Source organism: Pseudonocardia acidicola (assembly GCF_012911935.1).
Classification (GTDB): domain Bacteria; phylum Actinomycetota; class Actinomycetes; order Mycobacteriales; family Pseudonocardiaceae; genus Pseudonocardia; species Pseudonocardia acidicola.
In genome coordinates, this window is sequence record NZ_JAAXLA010000002.1 from 183,429 (window position 1) to 200,427 (window position 16,999).

The 16,999-nt window shown below is 72.0% G+C and carries 16 protein-coding genes; 8 read left to right on the forward strand and 8 right to left on the reverse strand.

Features of this window, described 5'->3' with window-relative positions:
- Window positions 1-99 precede the first annotated feature (99 nt).
- The 5 genes from HF526_RS01965 to dxr form a co-directional block, all read right to left on the reverse strand.
- On the reverse strand, window positions 100-933 hold the full coding sequence (locus tag HF526_RS01965; RefSeq protein ID WP_169379453.1) for a GNAT family N-acetyltransferase: 834 nt from the start codon (window positions 931-933) through the stop codon (window positions 100-102).
- 123 nt (window positions 934-1,056) lie between these two features.
- Window positions 1,057-2,199 (reverse strand): flavodoxin-dependent (E)-4-hydroxy-3-methylbut-2-enyl-diphosphate synthase, encoded by a 1,143-nt coding sequence (gene ispG, locus HF526_RS01970; RefSeq protein WP_338051231.1) that lies wholly within the window; start codon window positions 2,197-2,199, stop codon window positions 1,057-1,059.
- Between the two features lie 80 nt (window positions 2,200-2,279).
- Complete coding sequence (locus HF526_RS01975) at window positions 2,280-2,777, reverse strand: phosphatase domain-containing protein (protein WP_169379454.1); 498 nt, start codon at window positions 2,775-2,777, stop codon at window positions 2,280-2,282.
- A complete protein-coding gene (locus HF526_RS01980) occupies window positions 2,777-3,967 on the reverse strand; it encodes a M50 family metallopeptidase (protein WP_169379455.1) in 1,191 nt (396 codons plus the stop codon). Before HF526_RS01980 ends, HF526_RS01975 begins: the two co-directional genes overlap by 1 nt.
- On the reverse strand, window positions 3,964-5,166 hold the full coding sequence (gene dxr, locus HF526_RS01985; RefSeq protein WP_239028165.1) for a 1-deoxy-D-xylulose-5-phosphate reductoisomerase: 1,203 nt from the start codon (window positions 5,164-5,166) through the stop codon (window positions 3,964-3,966). Before dxr ends, HF526_RS01980 begins: the two co-directional genes overlap by 4 nt.
- 93 nt (window positions 5,167-5,259) lie before the next feature.
- Between dxr and HF526_RS01990 the strand changes: the two genes are divergently transcribed.
- Both HF526_RS01990 and ligD read left to right on the forward strand, forming a co-directional pair.
- On the forward strand, window positions 5,260-5,520 hold the full coding sequence (locus HF526_RS01990) for a DUF2631 domain-containing protein (RefSeq protein WP_169379456.1): 261 nt from the start codon (window positions 5,260-5,262) through the stop codon (window positions 5,518-5,520).
- Between the two features lie 16 nt (window positions 5,521-5,536).
- Window positions 5,537-6,520: a non-homologous end-joining DNA ligase gene (gene ligD / locus HF526_RS01995; RefSeq protein WP_169379501.1), complete on the forward strand. Its 984-nt coding sequence runs from the start codon at window positions 5,537-5,539 to the stop codon at window positions 6,518-6,520.
- Window positions 6,521-6,525: 5 nt separating this feature from the next.
- Here ligD and mug read toward each other — a convergent pair whose 3' ends face one another.
- On the reverse strand, window positions 6,526-7,083 hold the full coding sequence (gene mug, locus HF526_RS02000; protein WP_169379457.1) for a G/U mismatch-specific DNA glycosylase: 558 nt from the start codon (window positions 7,081-7,083) through the stop codon (window positions 6,526-6,528).
- A 109-nt stretch (window positions 7,084-7,192) separates the two neighbouring features.
- On the opposite strand from mug, the gene HF526_RS02005 reads away from it, so the two are divergent.
- Window positions 7,193-8,305: an ATP-dependent DNA ligase gene (locus tag HF526_RS02005; protein ID WP_169379458.1), complete on the forward strand. Its 1,113-nt coding sequence runs from the start codon at window positions 7,193-7,195 to the stop codon at window positions 8,303-8,305.
- On the opposite strand, the gene xylB is transcribed toward HF526_RS02005, so the two are convergent.
- Window positions 8,284-9,666, reverse strand: coding sequence for a xylulokinase (xylB, locus tag HF526_RS02010; protein WP_169379502.1), 1,383 nt, complete (start codon window positions 9,664-9,666; stop codon window positions 8,284-8,286). The genes HF526_RS02005 and xylB overlap by 22 nt on opposite strands.
- A 117-nt stretch (window positions 9,667-9,783) precedes the next feature.
- Between xylB and HF526_RS02015 the strand changes: the two genes are divergently transcribed.
- On the forward strand, window positions 9,784-11,250 hold the full coding sequence (locus tag HF526_RS02015; RefSeq protein WP_169379459.1) for a mannitol dehydrogenase family protein: 1,467 nt from the start codon (window positions 9,784-9,786) through the stop codon (window positions 11,248-11,250).
- A 44-nt stretch (window positions 11,251-11,294) separates the two neighbouring features.
- On the opposite strand, the gene HF526_RS02020 is transcribed toward HF526_RS02015, so the two are convergent.
- Entirely contained in the window at window positions 11,295-12,323 is a 1,029-nt protein-coding gene (locus HF526_RS02020; RefSeq protein WP_211176623.1) for a LacI family DNA-binding transcriptional regulator, read from the reverse strand.
- A gap of 265 nt (window positions 12,324-12,588) precedes the next feature.
- Here HF526_RS02020 and HF526_RS02025 point away from each other — a divergent pair, with 265 nt between their 5' ends.
- From HF526_RS02025 to HF526_RS02040, 4 genes are all read left to right on the forward strand, one after another.
- A complete protein-coding gene (locus HF526_RS02025) occupies window positions 12,589-13,956 on the forward strand; it encodes an ABC transporter substrate-binding protein (protein WP_338051236.1) in 1,368 nt (455 codons plus the stop codon).
- Window positions 13,957-14,029: 73 nt separating this feature from the next.
- Entirely contained in the window at window positions 14,030-14,983 is a 954-nt protein-coding gene (locus tag HF526_RS02030) for a carbohydrate ABC transporter permease (protein WP_169379460.1), read from the forward strand.
- Window positions 14,983-15,873 carry a carbohydrate ABC transporter permease gene (locus tag HF526_RS02035; RefSeq protein ID WP_169379461.1) on the forward strand — a complete coding sequence of 297 codons (891 nt, stop codon included), beginning with the start codon at window positions 14,983-14,985 and terminating at the stop codon, window positions 15,871-15,873. Before HF526_RS02030 ends, HF526_RS02035 begins: the two co-directional genes overlap by 1 nt.
- A 36-nt stretch (window positions 15,874-15,909) precedes the next feature.
- Window positions 15,910-16,998 (forward strand): sn-glycerol-3-phosphate ABC transporter ATP-binding protein UgpC, encoded by a 1,089-nt coding sequence (locus HF526_RS02040; protein WP_169379462.1) that lies wholly within the window; start codon window positions 15,910-15,912, stop codon window positions 16,996-16,998.
- Window position 16,999: the final 1 nt, after the last annotated feature.

Here is a 16,999-nt window from a genome sequence, read left to right on the forward strand (position 1 = left end):
CGAAAGTGCCGTTCGTGGTGACACGGGAGTGGTGACACGGGAGTGGTGACACGGGAGTGGTGACACGGGAGTGGTGACAGGGCGGGGACGCGGAGGGCGTCAGAACAGCACGGTGGCGAAGCTGGCGACCTGGGTGAAGCCGATCCGGTCGTAGGTCGCGCGGGCCACGTGGTTGAACCCGTTGACGTACAGGCTCGACACCCGGCCCAGTGCGGCGAGCCGCTCCGCGACGGCGGCGGTCCCGGCCGTGCCCAGTCCGTGGCCGCGCCGCGCGGGGTGCACCCACACGCCCTGGATCTGCCCGACCTGTGAGGACAGCGCGCCGATCTCGGCCTTGAAGACGACCTCGTCGCCCTCGAACCGGGCGAACGCGCGGCCCGCGGCGACCAGCTCGGCCACCCGGGCGCGGTACCCGACGCCGCCGTCCCCGGCGCGCGGGTCGACGCCGACCTCCTCGGTGAACATCGCGATGGCGGCCGGCAGATACCGGTCCAGTTCGTCGGGCCGCACCGCGCGCACCCACGGGTCCGGCTCGACCCGGGGCGGGCCGGCGAGCACCATCAGCGGCTGATCGGGACGCACCTCCCGGGCCGGGGCCCAGCTGGTGGCCAGCTCCTCCCACATCGGCAGCACCAGCTCCGCGCGGCCGACCAGCGAGGAGCAACTGCGGCCGTGCCGGCGGGCCCGGTCGGCGAAGCTGCGCATCGCCGAACGCTGGCCCCGCAGCGGGACCAGGTTGGCCCCCGAGAAACACAACCCGTCCAACCGCGACCCGACGGCCCAGAGCTCGCCGCCGAGACGCCATGGATCCAACCCTGCGATCTCGATCCGGGCCGCGACCATGCACGCCGCGACGGGGTCGGCATCAAGGGCCGCTCGCACGCCGGCGCGGTCACGATCGTCGAGCAGCCGGGCTCCGGCAACTCTGAGCACCTCCTAAAGGTGCCACACGGCGACGGCGGTGCCCACGCCAGGCTCACCCAACCCGGGAACGCCGGTCGCCCGTAGGGTCATTCGCATCGGCCGCGTGACGATCCGGCGGCACCGCCGTGGGTGTCAGCCGACGGTGACCTGCGGCTCCCCCTCGGTCTCCATCGTCTCGGCGATCTTGAGGGCCTCCTCGATCAGCGTCTCGACGATCGCGTGCTCGGGGACGGTCTTGACGACCTCCCCCTTGACGAAGATCTGGCCCTTGCCGTTGCCGGACGCGACGCCGAGATCGGCCTCGCGGGCCTCCCCCGGCCCGTTCACCACGCAGCCCATCACGGCGACCCGCAGCGGGACCTCCATGCCGGTGAGCCCGGCGGTCACCTCGTCGGCGAGCTTGTAGACATCGACCTGGGCACGCCCGCACGACGGGCAGGACACGATCTCCAGCTTGCGCGGGCGCAGGTTGAGCGACTGCAGGATCTGGGTGCCGACCTTGACCTCCTCGACCGGCGGGGCCGACAGCGAGACCCGGATCGTGTCGCCGATGCCCTTGCTCAGCAACGCACCGAACGCGACCGCCGACTTGATCGTTCCCTGGAACGCCGGGCCGGCCTCGGTGACGCCGAGGTGCAGCGGGTAGTCGCACTGCTCGGCCAGCAACTCGTAGGCGCGCACCATGACGACCGGGTCGTGGTGCTTGACCGAGATCTTGATGTCGTGGAAGTCGTGCTCGGCGAACAGGCCGGCCTCCCACAGCGCCGACTCGACCAGCGCCTCGGGCGTCGCCTTGCCGTGCTTCTCCAGCAGCCGCTTGTCCAGCGAGCCGGCGTTGACGCCGATCCGGATCGGGGTGCCGTGGTCGCGCGCGGCGGCCGCGATCTCCTTGACCTGGTCGTCGAACTTGCGAATGTTGCCCGGGTTCACCCGCACCGCCGCGCAGCCGGCCTCGATCGCGGCGAAGACGTACTTGGGCTGGAAGTGGATGTCGGCGATCACCGGGATCTGCGACTTGCGCGCGATCGCCGGCAGCGCATCGGCGTCGTCCTGGGACGGGCACGCGACCCGCACGATGTCGCAGCCGGCGGCGGTCAGCTCGGCGATCTGCTGCAGTGTCGCGTTCACGTCCGCGGTCAGCGTCGTGGTCATCGACTGCACCGAGATCGGATAGTCGCTGCCGACACCGACCGGGCCGACGTGCAGCTGCCGGGTCTTCCGGCGGGCCGCGAGAGTAGGTGCGGGGGTCGCAGGCATACCCAGGGAGACGCTCACGCTTCCAGTATCCCTGGTGTGCCCGGACCCCGCCGCTCCCCGTGTCCGGGCCCACGCAGCGGGCTCGAACTATGCCCCGATCAGGTCCGGCCGCGGCGCTCCTGGGCGTCGCGCAGCGTCGACGAGTGCGGCAGCCAGGTGGCCAGCTCGACCGGCCAGCCGTCGGCGGCCAGGATGTCGACGACCGCCGGGTCGTCGTCGAGCACCGAGGCCACCGTGCGGGTGCGGGCCAGCTTGCGCAGCACCTGGCGCTTCATCATCCGGGCGGGCCGGTAGTCGTCGTCGGAGCGCATGTACAGCGGGTCGGTGGGCAGATCGTGCCGGGCCAGCCAGCGCTCGGTGAGCCGGCGGTTGCGCTCCGGCCGTCCGGTCAGGTAGACGACGTCGTAGTCCAGCAGCGCCGCCCGCAGCCGGGTCGCACCCTCCTCCAGCAGCGGGTCCTTGTCGGCCGCGGAGAAGAAGTGCTCCCAGCGCTGCGGACGGGCGTAGAGATGGTGCAGCCGGTGGCTGACGTCGGCAAGCACGCCGTCGATGTCGAACACGGCCAGCGGCCGGTCCGGGATCTGTTCGGCCGCCACTACTGCAGACGGATGGGGTTGACGATGTCGGCGGTCAGGGTGAGCAGGCTGATCGCGCCGCCGACCAGGATCACCGCGTAGGTGATCGGCAGCAGCTTGGTGTAGTCCACCGGCGGCATCTTCGCCTTGCCCAGCTTCGCGCGCGTCCAGTCCCGGGCCCGCTCGTAGAGGTTCACCGCGATGTGCCCGCCGTCGAGCGGCAGCAGCGGCAGCAGGTTGAACACGCCGACGAAGAAGTTCAGCGTGGCCAGCAGCATCACGAAGAGCTCCCACAGACCCCGTTCGGCGAAGTCGCCGCCGATGACGGTCGCCCCGACCACGCTGACCGGGGTGTTCAGGTCGCGCGGGGCGCCGCCGATGGCGTCGATCAACCGCGGGATCTTCTCCGGGAACATCATGAGGCCCTGCCAGACACCGGCGAACATCGTGCCGGTGTAGCTGAACGTGGCCGGGATGGCCGTCACCGGCGTGAACTGCTCGACGGTGGGGAAGGTGACTCCGAGCGCGCCGGTCTGGACCAGCTTCCCGGTGGTCGGGTCGAGCCGCTCGGTGCGGGCGATGTCGACGGTCAGCGGCACCTGCCGGCCGTCCCGCTCGACGACCACCGGGACCGGGCCGCCGGCGTTCGCGAGCAGCGCCCGGACCTCGTCGGAGGTCGTGGTCGGGGTCCCGGCGACGCTGAGCACCCGGTCGCCGGGCTGGATGCCGGCGGCGCGGGCCGGAGCCGGGTCGGCCGGGGTGCACGGCGCGATGTTGCCCTGTGCGTCCTGGTTCGACACGCAGTCGGCGACCTGGCCGACGACCGTCGGGGAGGTCATCAGGCCCGACGTCACGGCGAGGATGAAGATCAGCACGACGCCGATGATGAAGTGCGTGATCGACCCGGCGGACAGCACGACCACGCGCTGCCAGGTCGGCTTGCGGAAGAACGCGCGCGGCCGCTCCTCCGGGGTGACCTCGTCGAGCGCGGTCATCCCGGCGATGTCGCAGAACCCGCCGGCCGGGATCGCCTTGAGCCCGTACTCGGTCTCGCCCCGGCGGAACGAGAAGATCTTCGGCCCGAAGCCGATGAAGTAGCGGCGCACGCGCATGCCGAACGCCTTGGCGGTGAGCAGATGCCCCGCCTCGTGCAGCGCGATGGAGATCGCGATGCCCAGGGCGAACAGCACCACACCCAGCACGAAGCTCATGCTTCGGTCCCTCTCACAGATTCGGCTCCCGCCAACTCCCGGGCGTGGGCCCGCGCCCACGCTTCGGCTGCCAGCACGTCGTCCACGGTAGCGGGATCACCGTGCCAGGCGTCGGCGGCCGCCAGCGTCCGTTCCACCACATCGGTGATGCCGAGGTAGGGCAACGCCCCGGCGACGAATGCCGCGACGGCCTCCTCGTTGGCCGCGTTGAACACCGCGGGCAGGCAGCCGCCGACCGTGCCGGCCGCGCGGGCCAGCCGGACCCCGGGGAACGCGTCGTCGTCGAGCGGCTCGAACGTCCAGGCCTGCGCTGCGTCGAACGCGCACGCGGCCGCGGCACCGGGCACCCGGTCCGGCCAGCCCAGGGCCAGCGCGATCGGCAGCCGCATGTCCGGCGGGCTGGCCTGGGCGAGCGTGGAGCCGTCGACGAACGTGACCATCGAGTGGATGATCGACTGCGGGTGCACGACGACGTCGATCCGCTCGTAGGGCACCCCGAACAACAGATGGGCCTCGATCACCTCGAGGCCCTTGTTCACCAGGGTGGCCGAGTTGATCGTGACGACCGGCCCCATGTCCCAGGTCGGGTGCTTGAGGGCCTCGCCGAGGGTCACGTCGCCCAGGTCGGCGCGGCTCCGTCCGCGGAACGGCCCGCCCGACGCGGTGAGCACCAGCCGGGCCACCTCGGCGCCGCTGCCGCCGCGCAGACACTGCGCCAGCGCCGAGTGCTCGGAGTCGACCGGGACGATCTGCCCGGGCTCGGCCGCTCCGGTGACCAGCGCACCCCCGGCGACCAGCGACTCCTTGTTCGCCAGCGCCAGCGTCGCCCCGGCCTCCAGGGCGGCCAGCGTCGGGCCGAGACCACGGGATCCGGTGATGCCGTTGAGCACCACGTCGGCGGGCGTGGTCGCGGTCAGCTCGGTGGCCGCGTCCGGCCCGGCCAGCACGTCGACGCCGGGCAGTTCCGCCCGCAGCGCCGCGGCGGCGTCCTCGCGGGCCACCGCGACCCGGCGCACTCCGTGGGCGCGGGCCTGGGCGGCCAGCAGCGCCGGGTCGCCGCCCCCCGCGGCCAGCCCGGCGACGGTGAACCGGTCGCCCGCGGCGGCGACGACGTCCAGCGCCTGCGTGCCGATCGACCCCGTCGAGCCCAGCACGAGCACGGACCGGCCGGGCGGGCGCGGCATCTTCACGTCACTCATCACCACACATCATCCCCGCCGGCGCGTTGTGCGACGATGGGACCCTGATCGGCGGGCCCGCCCGGGCCGGCGTACGTGCAGCGGGAGGACGGCGTGGCGAGTAACTCACGGGAGCTGGCGCAGCGACCGGCGGTCGACCCGTTGGATGAGCCGTCGGCGGAGTGGGGCTGGCACGGGAGCTTCCCGAACGGCACCCGGATCGCCGCCATCGCGGTCGCGATCATCCTGCCGCTGCTGCTCATCGGCCACCACGTGAGCGTCACCGAGATCCTCTGGATGTGCATCCCGTCGGTGATCATCATCATCGCGGTGATCGCGGGCACGGTCCGCAAGCGCCACGCCTGGCGGCGCTGACCCGGAGCGCGTCACCATCGCGGCCCGGTCCGGCTCCGCTCCGGCCGTCGACCTCGAGGTCGGCGACCGAACCGTCCGGATCAGCAACCCGGACCGGGTCTACTTCCCGGCCCGCGGCGAGACCAAGCTGGATCTCGCCCGGTACTACCTGTCCGTCGGCGACGGGATCGTCCGGGCCCTGCGCGAGCGCCCGTGCATGCTGCACCGGTTCCCCACCGGCGTGACCGGGGAGAAGGTGCACCAGAAGCGGCTCCCCCGCGGCGCCCCGGAGTGGGTGCGCACGTGCCGTGTCGAGTTCCCCCGGTTCGGCCGCCACGCCGACGAGCTGTGCGTCACGCACCCGGCCGACGTGGTCTGGGCGGTGCAGATGTCGACCGTCGAGTTCCACCCGTGGAACTCGCGCTGCGCCGACACCGAGTCGCCGGACGAGTGGCGCATCGACCTGGACCCGATGCCCGAGGCGTCCTTCGCCGACGTGCGCCGGGTCGCCGGCGTCGCGCACGAGGTGCTCGACGAGCTGGGTGCGGTCGGCTGGCCGAAGACGTCCGGCGGGAAGGGCCTGCACGTCTACGTGCGGATCGAGCCCCGCTGGGGCTTCTCCGACGTCCGCCGGGCCGCGCACGCGTTCGCCCGCGAGGTGCAACGCCGCGCCCCGGAGCTGGTCGACCTGACCTGGTGGCGCAAGGACCGCGACCCGAAGTCGATCTTCGTCGACTACAACCAGAACACCCGGGACCACACGATCCGCAGCGCCTACTCGGTGCGCGGCGTGCCCGAGGCGGTGGTCTCCACCCCGCTCCGCTGGGACGAGATCGACGACGCCGACCCGCGCGACTTCACCATCGCCACCGTGCCGGCCCGGTTCGCCGAGCTGGGCGACCTGCACGCCGGCATCGACGACGCCGTGTTCATGCTCGACGAGCTGCTGGAGTGGGCCGACCGGGACGCGCGCGCCGGCGAGGCGGAACCCGACGAGGACGTCCAGGACCTGGACGCCTGACGGCGCTACGCGTCCGCGGCGGCTCGCAGCCGGCCGAACTCCGCCACCATCGCCTCCCGCGACCAGTGCGCGTTGAGCCCGCTCGGGTTGGGCAGCACCCACACCCCGGTCTCCCCCGGCCCGGCGTCCTGCGGCCCGACCGCGGCCTTCGGCGCGTCGAACGCCGTCCGGTAGGCGGTGACCCCGACGACCGCGAGCCACCGCGGGCGCAGCCGCTCCACCAGCGCCCGCAACCGCCGCCCGCCCGCGACGAGCTCCTCGGCCGTCAGCTCGTCGGCGCGTGCCGTGGCGCGGGCAGCCAGGTTCGTGATGCCCAGCCCGAGTGCGGCCAGCTCGCCCTGCTCGTCCGGGCGCAGCAGCCGCGGGGTGAAACCGGCCCCGAACAGCACCGGCCAGAACCGGTTGCCCGGGCGCGCGAAGTGGTGCCCGGTGGCCGCGGAGACCAGCCCCGGGTTGATCCCGCAGAACAGCACGCGCAGCGGCGGGCCCCCCGGACCGGGCAGCACGTCGTCGACCGTCTTCTCGCGCGCCGCCGCCAGCTCGGCCGCCGTCAGCCTCGCCATCGCGACCTCGTCCCGATCACGGGCCCGATCCTCCCGCCGCGCAGCCGGGAGCACTCGGCCGGGTCGAATGGGGCAGCGCAGACCGGCCGGACGGGGCAGGATGCCCGTCGTGGACCTCCCCGTGCTGCCCCCGGTCAAGCCGATGCTGGCCAAGCCCGTCGGCGCGATTCCCGACGGTCAGCTCTACGAGCCCAAATGGGACGGCTTCCGGTCGATCATCTTCCGCGACGGCGACGAGGTCGAGATCGGCAGCCGCAACGAGCGGCCGATGACCCGGTACTTCCCGGAGCTCGTCGAGGCGGTCAAGGCGAACTTCCCGGAGCGGGCCGTGATCGACGGCGAGATCGTGATCGTCGACCGGGAGCGCGGCGGGCTGGACTTCGAGGCGCTGCAGCAGCGCATCCACCCCGCGGCGAGCCGGGTCAACCTGCTCGCCGAGCAGACCCCGGCCAGCTTCGTCGCGTTCGACCTGCTGGCCCTCGGCGACACCGACCTGACCGGGCAGCCGCTGATCGACCGGCGGGCCGCGCTCGAGGAGGCGCTCGCGGGGGCGACGGCGCCGGTGCACCTCACCCCGGTGACCCGAGACCGCGAGCTGGCCGCCCGCTGGTTCGAGCAATTCGAGGGGGCCGGGCTGGACGGGCTCATCGCCAAGCCGCTGGACCTGCCCTACGAACCGGACAAACGGGTCATGTACAAGATCAAGCACGAGCGGACCGCGGACTGCGTGGTCGCCGGCTACCGGCTGCACAAGTCGGGCCCGGACGCGATCGGCTCACTGTTGCTGGGCCTGTACAACGGCGACGACCTCGTCTCCGTCGGCGTGATCGGCGCATTCCCGATGGCGCGGCGCAAGGAGCTGTTCACCGAACTGCAGCCGCTGGTCACGACGTTCGACGACCACCCGTGGGCCTGGGCCCGGCAGGAGGAGGGCCACCGCACGCCGCGCAAGGGCGAGACGAGCCGGTGGAACGCGGGCAAGGACCTGTCGTTCACGCCGCTGCGCCCGGAGCGGGTCGTCGAGGTGCGCTACGACTACATGGAGGGCGTGCGGTTCCGGCACACCGCACAGTTCGTCCGCTGGCGCCCGGACCGCGACCCGCGGTCGGCCACCTACGAGCAGCTCGAACAGCCGGTCAGCTTCGATCTCGCCGAGGTGCTGGGGCTCGCCCGTGCGCGGAAATCGTCGCCGGAACAGCGTTATCCGCGCACGAGCGCGTAGCGTCCCCGGACCGCCGCGGCGATCTCGGCGCCGTCGACGGGCAGGTCGATGCTGGCCTCCTCGGGACGTGCCCAGTCCGGCGCCGACCCGGTGAGCGCCCAGGCCGCCTGCCGCGCCGCGCCCAGCGCCACGTACTCGGCGGGCGCCAACACGGTGACCGGCACCCCGAACACGAGCGGGGCCAGCGCCTGCACCGCCGCCGACCGGCTGCCGCCGCCGATCAGCAGTACCCGGCGCACCGGGACGCCGTGCGCCACCAGGCCGTCGAGCCCGTCGGCCAGCCCGCACAGCATGCCCTCGACAACGGCCCGGGCGAGGTTCGCCGGTGTCGCGTTCGCGCCGGTCAGGCCGGCCACCGCGCCCCGGGCGGTGGGCCGGTTCGGGGTGCGCTCACCCTCCAGGTAGGGCAGTACCACCAGCCCGCCCGCGCCGGGTTCGGCGGACAGCGCCAGCCGGTCGAGCTCGGCCAGGTCGACGCCCAGCAGGTCGGCGCCGGCCCGGAGCACCCGCGCCGCGTTGAGCGTTGCGACCAGCGGCAGGTAGCCGCCCGTGGCGTCGGCGAACCCCGCGACCACCCCGGAGGTGTCGGCGACGGGCACGTCGTGCGCCGCGAACACGGTGCCGCTGGTCCCGATCGAGACCAGCACGTCGCCGCGCTCGGCGCCGGCCCCGAGCGCGGCGCCCATGTTGTCCCCGGTACCCGCTGCGACCACCGCGCCCGGCACCAGTTCGGCCGCGCGCCCGGCACCCTCCCCCGGCGCGCACACCCGGGGCACGTCGAGATCCCGGCCGAAGGCCAGGTCCAGCAGGTCGGGCCGATACTCACCGGTGGTGGTCGACCAGTAGCCCGTGCCCGACGCCTCACCACGATCGGTGACCGCCTCTCCCGGCCGCCCCATCAGCAACCAGGTCAGCCAGTCGTGCGGCAACATCACCCGGGCCGCGCGCTCCGCGGTCCCCGGTTCGGCCCGCGCGGTCCAGCGCAGCTTGGTGGCGGTGATGCTGGCGACCGGCACGGTGCCGACGGCGGAGACCCATGCGCCCGCCCCGCCGAGCTCGGCGATCAGGTCCTCGGCCGCCTGGGCCGACCGGGTGTCGTTCCACAGCAACGCGTCGCGTACCGGCTCACCGGCGCGGTCGAGCAACACCATGCCGTGCTGCTGCCCGGCGACCGAGATCGCCGAGACCCCGTCGAGCAGCCCACCCGCGCACGCCTCGGCCAGCGCGGACCACCACTCCCGCGGATCGACCTCCGTGCCCGGCGGATGCGCCGCCCGGCCCTCACGCAGTACCGAGCCCGTGGCCGCGTCGACCACGACGACCTTCGTCGCCTGGGTCGAGGAGTCGACGCCGGCCACCATGGCACCGTCGAACTTGTCCGGATCGTTGACCACGGTGGCAGTATCAGGCGGGCGCCGGGGGAAGGCGAGAACCCCGGCCGGACCGGGGCCACTCGCCATCAGCGCAGGAGGGGAACCATGACCCGACTCGACGGCGAGACCGTATCCGCCCTCGACACCGTCCCCACTCCCGCCTACGACCGCTCCCGGGTCCGCTGTGGCATCGTCCACTTCGGTGTCGGCGGGTTCCACCGAGCGCACCAGGCGATGTACCTGGACCGGCTGATGGAAGCCGGTACCGGGTTCGACTGGGGGATCTGCGGGGTCGGGGTGCTGCCGTCGGACCGGCGGATGCAGGAGGTCATGGACGCCCAGGACGGGCTCTACACGCTGGTGGTGAAGCAGCCGGACGGTTCACTGGAACCGCGGGTGATCGGCTCGATCGTCGAGTACCTCTTCGCTCCGGACGACCCGGAGGCCGTCGTCGGGAAGCTGGCCGCCCCGAGCACCCGGATCGTCTCGCTGACCGTCACCGAGGGCGGCTACACCGTCGACCAGGTCACCGGGGAGTTCGACGCCGCGAACCCGGACGTGCAGGCCGACCTGCGCCCCGGAGCGGTTCCGCGGACGGTGTTCGGGCTGGTCACCGAGGCGCTGGCCCGGCGCCGGGAGCGGGGGCTAGCGCCGTTCACGATCATGTCCTGCGACAACATCCAGGGCAACGGGGACACCGCGAAGCGCGTCTTCACCGCCTTCGCCGGGATGCGCGACCGCGAGCTCGGCGACTGGGTCGCCGGCAGCGTCGCGTTCCCCAACTCGATGGTCGACCGCATCACGCCGGCCACCAGCGACGACGACCGCGCGGAACTGGCCCGCCGGTTCGGCGTCGAGGACGGCTGGCCGGTCGTGTGCGAGCCGTTCACCCAGTGGGTGCTGGAGGACGAGTTCAGCGCCGGGCGCCCGCCGCTGGAGGACGTCGGGGTGCAACTGGTCCCCGACGTCGTCCCCTACGAGCTGATGAAGCTGCGCCTGCTCAACGCCGGCCACCAGGCGCTGGGGTACTTCGGCTACCTGGCCGGGTATCGCTACGTCCACGAGGTCGCCGGCGACCCGCTGTTCGCCCGGTTCCTGCGCGACTACATGGACCGGGAGGGCACGCCCACGCTGAGCCCGGTGCCCGGCGTCGACCTCGACGCGTACAAGACCACGCTCATCGAGCGGTTCGCCAACCCGGGGATCGCCGACACCCTGGCGCGCATCAACTTCGGCAGCTCGGACCGGATCTCGCTGTGGGTGCTGCCGGTGATCCGGCACCAGTTGGCGAGCGGCGGTGAGATCGACCGGGCGGTCGCTGTCGTGGCCAGCTGGGCCCGCTACGCCGAGGGCGTCGACGAGAAGGGCGAGCCGATCGACGTCCAGGACCGGCTGGCCGAGACCCTCGTGCCACTGGCCCGCCGGCAGCGCGAGGAGCCCCTCGTGTTCGTCGAGAACCGTGCGGTGTTCGGCGACCTCGTCGACGACAAGCGCTTCACCGAGAGCTACCTGTGGGCGCTGAACTCCCTGCACCGCGACGGCGCCCGGGCGACCGTCGAAGGGCTGGTCTGAGCCCCGGCGCCGGTCGGCCCGGCGCGGCCGCGAACGGGCAGGCCTCAGGGTGTGGGCGCCGGGGAACGATCTCCGGCCCCGTCCCCTGGCGGGCAGCCGCAGGACTCGCGGTGCATGAACCGCGGTCGCAGCCGCACGGTGTGCGGCGGGGCCGCCGGATCGGCCATCCGGCGGAGCAGCAGGCGGACGGCCTGCCGGCCGAGGTCGGCGAAGGGCTGCGCGACGACGGTCAGCCGGGGCCGGAAGAGCTTCGCCCAGGGGAAGTCGTCGAACGCAACCAGCGCGATGTCGGCCGGAACCTGCAGCCCGGCCTCCTGCAGCGCCTGCATGGCGCCGATGGTCATCGAGTTGTTGGCCGTGATGATCGCGGTGGGCCTGGGGTCGGCGCCGAGCAGCGCGTGCACCGCTCGGCGGGCGGGCTCGGCCTCGGAGTTGCCGTCGACGACCAGCCACGGGTCGTACGCCAGGCCGCGGCGGGTGAGCCCGAGCCGGTAGCCCTCGATCCGCTCGATCGTGGTGGCCAGGCCCGCGTGCCCGGCGACCAGCGCGATCCGGCGGTGGCCCAGCTCGGCGAGATGGTCGACGAGCCCGGCGACCGGCCCGACGTTCTCGGTGCCGATCTGGTCGAACCCGCCGTCGATGATCCGGTCGATGAGCACCGTCGGCACCGAACGCGCGTCGAGGAACGCCAGCGCGGAGCCGGGATCGGCCGACGGAGCGAGGAGCACCCCGTCGACCCGGCGCCGGTAGAGCCGCTGCACGACCGTGTCCTCGTAGCCCGGGTCCTCGTGCGGGTCGGCGAGCAGCAGCGTGTAGCCGGCCTGGGCGGCCTCGGACTCGATGGCGTAGAGCAGCTCACCGAAGTACGGGTTGGAGATCGCCGAGAGCGCGAGCCCGATCGTCGTGGTCCGCGCCGTGGCCAGCGATCTCGCGACGGTGTTGGGGCTGTAGTCGGTGGCCCGCACGGCGGCCAGCACCTGGTCGCGGGTCTGCTCGCGGACCGCCCGGGTGCCGTTGAGCACGTGCGAGACGGTCGCGATGGACACCCCGGCAATCCTGGCGACGTCGGCCATGGTGGCGATGGGACACCTCCCGGACGGTCACGGTGGTGGCGCCGACCACCTGTGGATCGCGCCCCGTGCCGGCTGCTGCCCCGATGGGATGACCGAGGCTACTGCGTAAGCGCTTGCGCAAGCGCTTACGTCGAGCCTACAGTTCTGCCACTGTGACCTGAGACACGGCCGCTCGGCGCGGCCGACCCTGACCCGCGGCTCGAGGGAGGGCACCGTGGCCCCGACCGGCCCATCCGTACCTGCCACCGGCCCGCCCGGCCGGCGGATCCGCGGCAAGCGGCTGCGCGCGCTGCCGAGCGCGGTGCTCGCCGTTCTCGCACTCGTGCTGTCCGGTTGCGCGGGGGCCGGCGAGCTGGGTGGCGGCGGAGCCGGGGTGACCACGGTGACGATCGCGATCGTCTCCAACCCGCAGATGCAGGACGCGATCAAGCTCTCCCCGCAGTTCGAGGCACAGAACCCGGGGATCCGGCTGAAGTTCGTCAGCCTGGCCGAGAACGAGGCCCGCGCCAAGATCACCGCTTCGGTGGCGACCGGTGGCGGCGAGTTCGACGCCGTGATGATCAGTAACTACGAGACGCCCCAGTGGGCGCGCAACGGCTGGCTGGTCAACCTGCAGCCACTGATCAACGCGACCCCCGGCTACGACTCCCAGGACTTCATCCCGGCCGTCCGCAACGCGCTGTCCTACGACGGGAACATGTACTCGGTCCCGTTCTACGGCGAGTCCTCGTTCCTGATGTACCGCAAGGACCTGCTGGAGCAGGCCGGCCTCACCATGCCGGCGAAGCCGACCTGGCAGCAGGTTCGCGACATCGCCGCCAGGCTCGACGACCCGAGCAAGGGCCTGGCCGGGATCTGCCTGCGGGGCAAGCCGGGCTGGGGGGAGATCCTCGCCCCGTTCGACACCGTGATCAACACCTTCGGCGGCCGCTGGTACGACCCGCAGTGGAACGCCCAGCTGCAGTCCCCGGAGGTCCGCCAGGCCGCCCAGTTCTACGTCGACACCGTGCGCCGGTACGGCGAACCGGGCGCCCCCACCGCCGGGTTCTCCGAGTGCGCCACGCAGTTCAGCCAGGGCAACGCCGCGATGTGGTACGACGCGACGGTCGCGGCGGGCCTGCTCGAGGACCCGACCGAGAGCAAGGTGGTCGGCAAGGTCGGCTTCGCGCCGGCCCCGATCGTCGCCAAGGACAACGCGGGCTGGCTGTACAGCTGGTCGCTGGCCATCCCGACCACGTCCCAGCACGTCGACGCCGCCTGGAAGTTCATGTCCTGGATGACCTCGAAGGACTACGCGAAGCTGGTCGGGGCCCAGCTCGGCTGGGCCCGTGTGCCGCCGGGGGCACGGCTGTCGACCTACCAGATCCCCGAGTACCAGCAGGCCGCTGCCGCGTTCGCCGGGCCGACCCTCGCCGCCATCGGCAGTGCCGACCAGCAGAAACCGACCCTCCAGCCGGTGCCCTATACCGGGATCCAGTTCCTCGGGATTCCGGAGTTCCAGGATCTCGGCACCCGGGTCAGCCAGCAGCTGAGCGCCGCCATCGCCGGTCAGCAGACGGTCGACGAGGCGCTCGCCCAGGCCCAGAAGTACGCAGCGACCGTCGGTGCGACCTACCAGGGGGAGGGGTCGTGACCGGCCTCGCGAGGTCACCATCCGGCACCGCACCCGCGGGCAGGGCGCCTACCAGCGTCAGCGAGGAGCAGACGTGACCACCACCGTCGAGAGGCCGCCGGCCGAACCGGCCCGCGCGCCCGCCAGGCCGGTACGCGGCCCCGGCTCGCGGGCCGACGGCTGGGTACGCCGAGCGCCCCTGCTGCCCGCGCTGATCTTCGCGATCATCGTCACGCAGCTGCCGTTCGTGTTCACGCTGTTCTACTCGCTGCAGTCGTGGAACCTGGTGCGGCCGGGCTCCCGGCACTTCGTCGGGCTCCAGAACTACGTCCAGGTGTTCACCGACAGCCAGTTCCGCACGGTCACGTTGAACACGGTGGTGCTCGTCGTCGGCACCGTGCTCGTCGCGGTGGTGCTCGGGCTGCTGTTCGCGCTGCTGCTCGACCGCGCGTTCATCGGCCGCGGGGTCGTCCGCACGCTGCTCATCACGCCGTTCCTGGTCACCCCGGTCGCCGCGGCGCTGCTGTGGAAGACCACGATGTTCGACCCGGTCTACGGGCTGATCAACTTCGTGCTCAAGCCCTTCGGCGCCGACACCACGGACTGGGTGTCCACGTTCCCGCTGGGTTCGGTGATCGTCGCGCTGGTCTGGCAGTGGACGCCGTTCATGATGCTGCTGATCCTGGCCGGCCTGCAGAGCCAGCCGCACGACGTGCTGGAGGCCGCCCGCGTCGACGGCGCCACCGGTTTCGCGATCTTCCGCGAGATCACCCTCCCGCACCTGCGCCGGTTCATCGAGCTCGGCATCGTGCTCGGCACGATCTACCTGATCAACACCTTCGACACGATCTACATGATGACCCAGGGCGGCCCGGGCATCGCGAGCACCAACCTGCCCTTCTACATCTACCAGCGGGCGTTCCTGGGCTTCGACATCGGGCAGTCGGCTGCGATGGGTGTCGTCGTCGTGGTCCTCACGATCATCGTGGCGACGTTCGCGCTGCGACTGATCTTCAAGAGCTTCAGCGGGAGCGAGGAGGCCGCGTGATGGCCGCCACGACCGGAGCCGTCACCACCGCGCGCGAGACGGCCGAGAGCGCAGGTGCCGAGAAACTCGCCCCGCGGCGGCGCCGCACCGGCAGCGTGCTGCTGGGGGTGCTGGCGTGGATCGTCGGTATCGGCTTCTTCTTCCCGATCCTGTGGATGGTGCTCACCGCGTTCAAGCAGGAGGCCGACGCGTACACCACCCCGCCGTCGCTGTTCTTCACCCCCACGCTGGCCCAGTTCGAGGAGGTGTTCGGCGCCGGCATCGGGCCCTACCTGCTCAACTCGTTGTTCGCCACCGTCGTCTCGACGCTGCTCGTGCTGGCGCTGGCCATCCCCGCGGCGTTCGCGCTGTCGCTGCGCCCGGTGCGCAAGACCAAGGACGTGCTGTTCTTCTTCATCAGCACCAAGATGCTGCCGGTCGTCGCGGCGATCGTCCCGATCTACGTGCTGGTGAACTACATCGGCATGCTCGACAACATCTGGACCCTGGTCATCCTCTACACGGCGATGAACCTGCCGATCGCGGTGTGGATGATGCGCTCGTTCCTCCTCGAGGTGCCCAGGGAACTGCTCGAGGCGGCCAGCATGGACGGCGCGTCGCTGAGCCGGACGCTGCGCGAGGTCGTGCTGCCGGTGGTCTCCCCCGGCATCGCCGCCACGGCGCTGATCTGCGTCATCTTCGCCTGGAACGAGTTCTTCTTCGCCGTCACCCTCACCGCGGCCCGGGCCGCCACCGTGCCGGTGTTCCTCGTCGGCTTCATCACCAGCGAGGGCCTGTACTTCGCGAAGCTGTGCGCCGCGGCCACGGTGTGTGCGCTGCCGGTGATCATCGCCGGGTGGATCGCGCAGAACAAGCTCGTGCAGGGGCTGTCCTTCGGGGCCGTCAAGTGAGCACCCGAACCGTCACCGAGCCGAAGGGGAAGCACCGTGGCTGAGGTCGTCTTCGACAAGGCGTCGCGCATCTACACGCCGGGCGACAAGCCGGCGGTCAACCAGCTCGACCTGGCCGTCGGCGACGGCGAGTTCGTGGTGCTGGTCGGGCCGTCGGGCTCCGGCAAGTCCACCGCGTTGCGCATGCTGGCCGGCCTCGAGGAGATCGACGGCGGCACGATCAGCATCAACGGGCGCAACATGGTCGGCGTTGCGTCCCGCGACCGGGACATCGCGATGGTGTTCCAGAACTACGCGCTGTATCCGAACAAGACCGTCGCGGAGAACATGGCCTTCCCGCTGAAGATGCGGGGGGTCGACAAGGCGGAACGGGCGGAGAAGGTGCGTGCGGCGGCCGAGATCCTCGGGCTCACCGAGTACCTCGACCGCAAGCCACGCGCGCTGTCCGGTGGACAGCGCCAGCGCGTCGCGATGGGCCGCGCCATCGTGCGCGAGCCCCAGGTGTTCTGCATGGACGAGCCGCTGTCGAACCTCGACGCCAAGATGCGTGTCTCGACGCGCACCGAGATCGCGGCCCTGCAGCGGCGGCTGGGGGTCACCACCGTCTACGTCACCCACGACCAGGTCGAGGCCATGACCATGGGCGACCGGGTCGCCGTGCTCAAGGACGGCGAGCTGCAGCAGTTCGCCACCCCCGGCGACCTCTACGACCGGCCGGCGAACGCGTTCGTGGCCGGCTTCATCGGGTCCCCGTCGATGAACCTGTTCACGCTGCCCGTCGAGAGCGAGGGGGTCCGGATCGGGCGGACCGAGCTACCGCTGCCGCGCGACCAGCGCAAGGCCATCGCCGACGCGGGGTTGGATCGGGTCACCCTGGGCATCCGGCCCGAGCAGTGGGCGGTGACCACGACGAACGGGGACGGCGGGATACCGGCGCAGGTCGACGTCGTCGAGGAGCTGGGCAGCGAGGCGTTCCTCTACGCACACCTCGGCGACGACCGGGGCACTCCGGTGGTGGTGCGGACCAGCGGGCGCTCCGGTGCCCGCCGCGGCGACGCGGTGGCCCTGCGACCGGTCAGCGACGAACTGCACCTGTTCCACCCGGAGAGCGGCGAGCGGCTGTAGC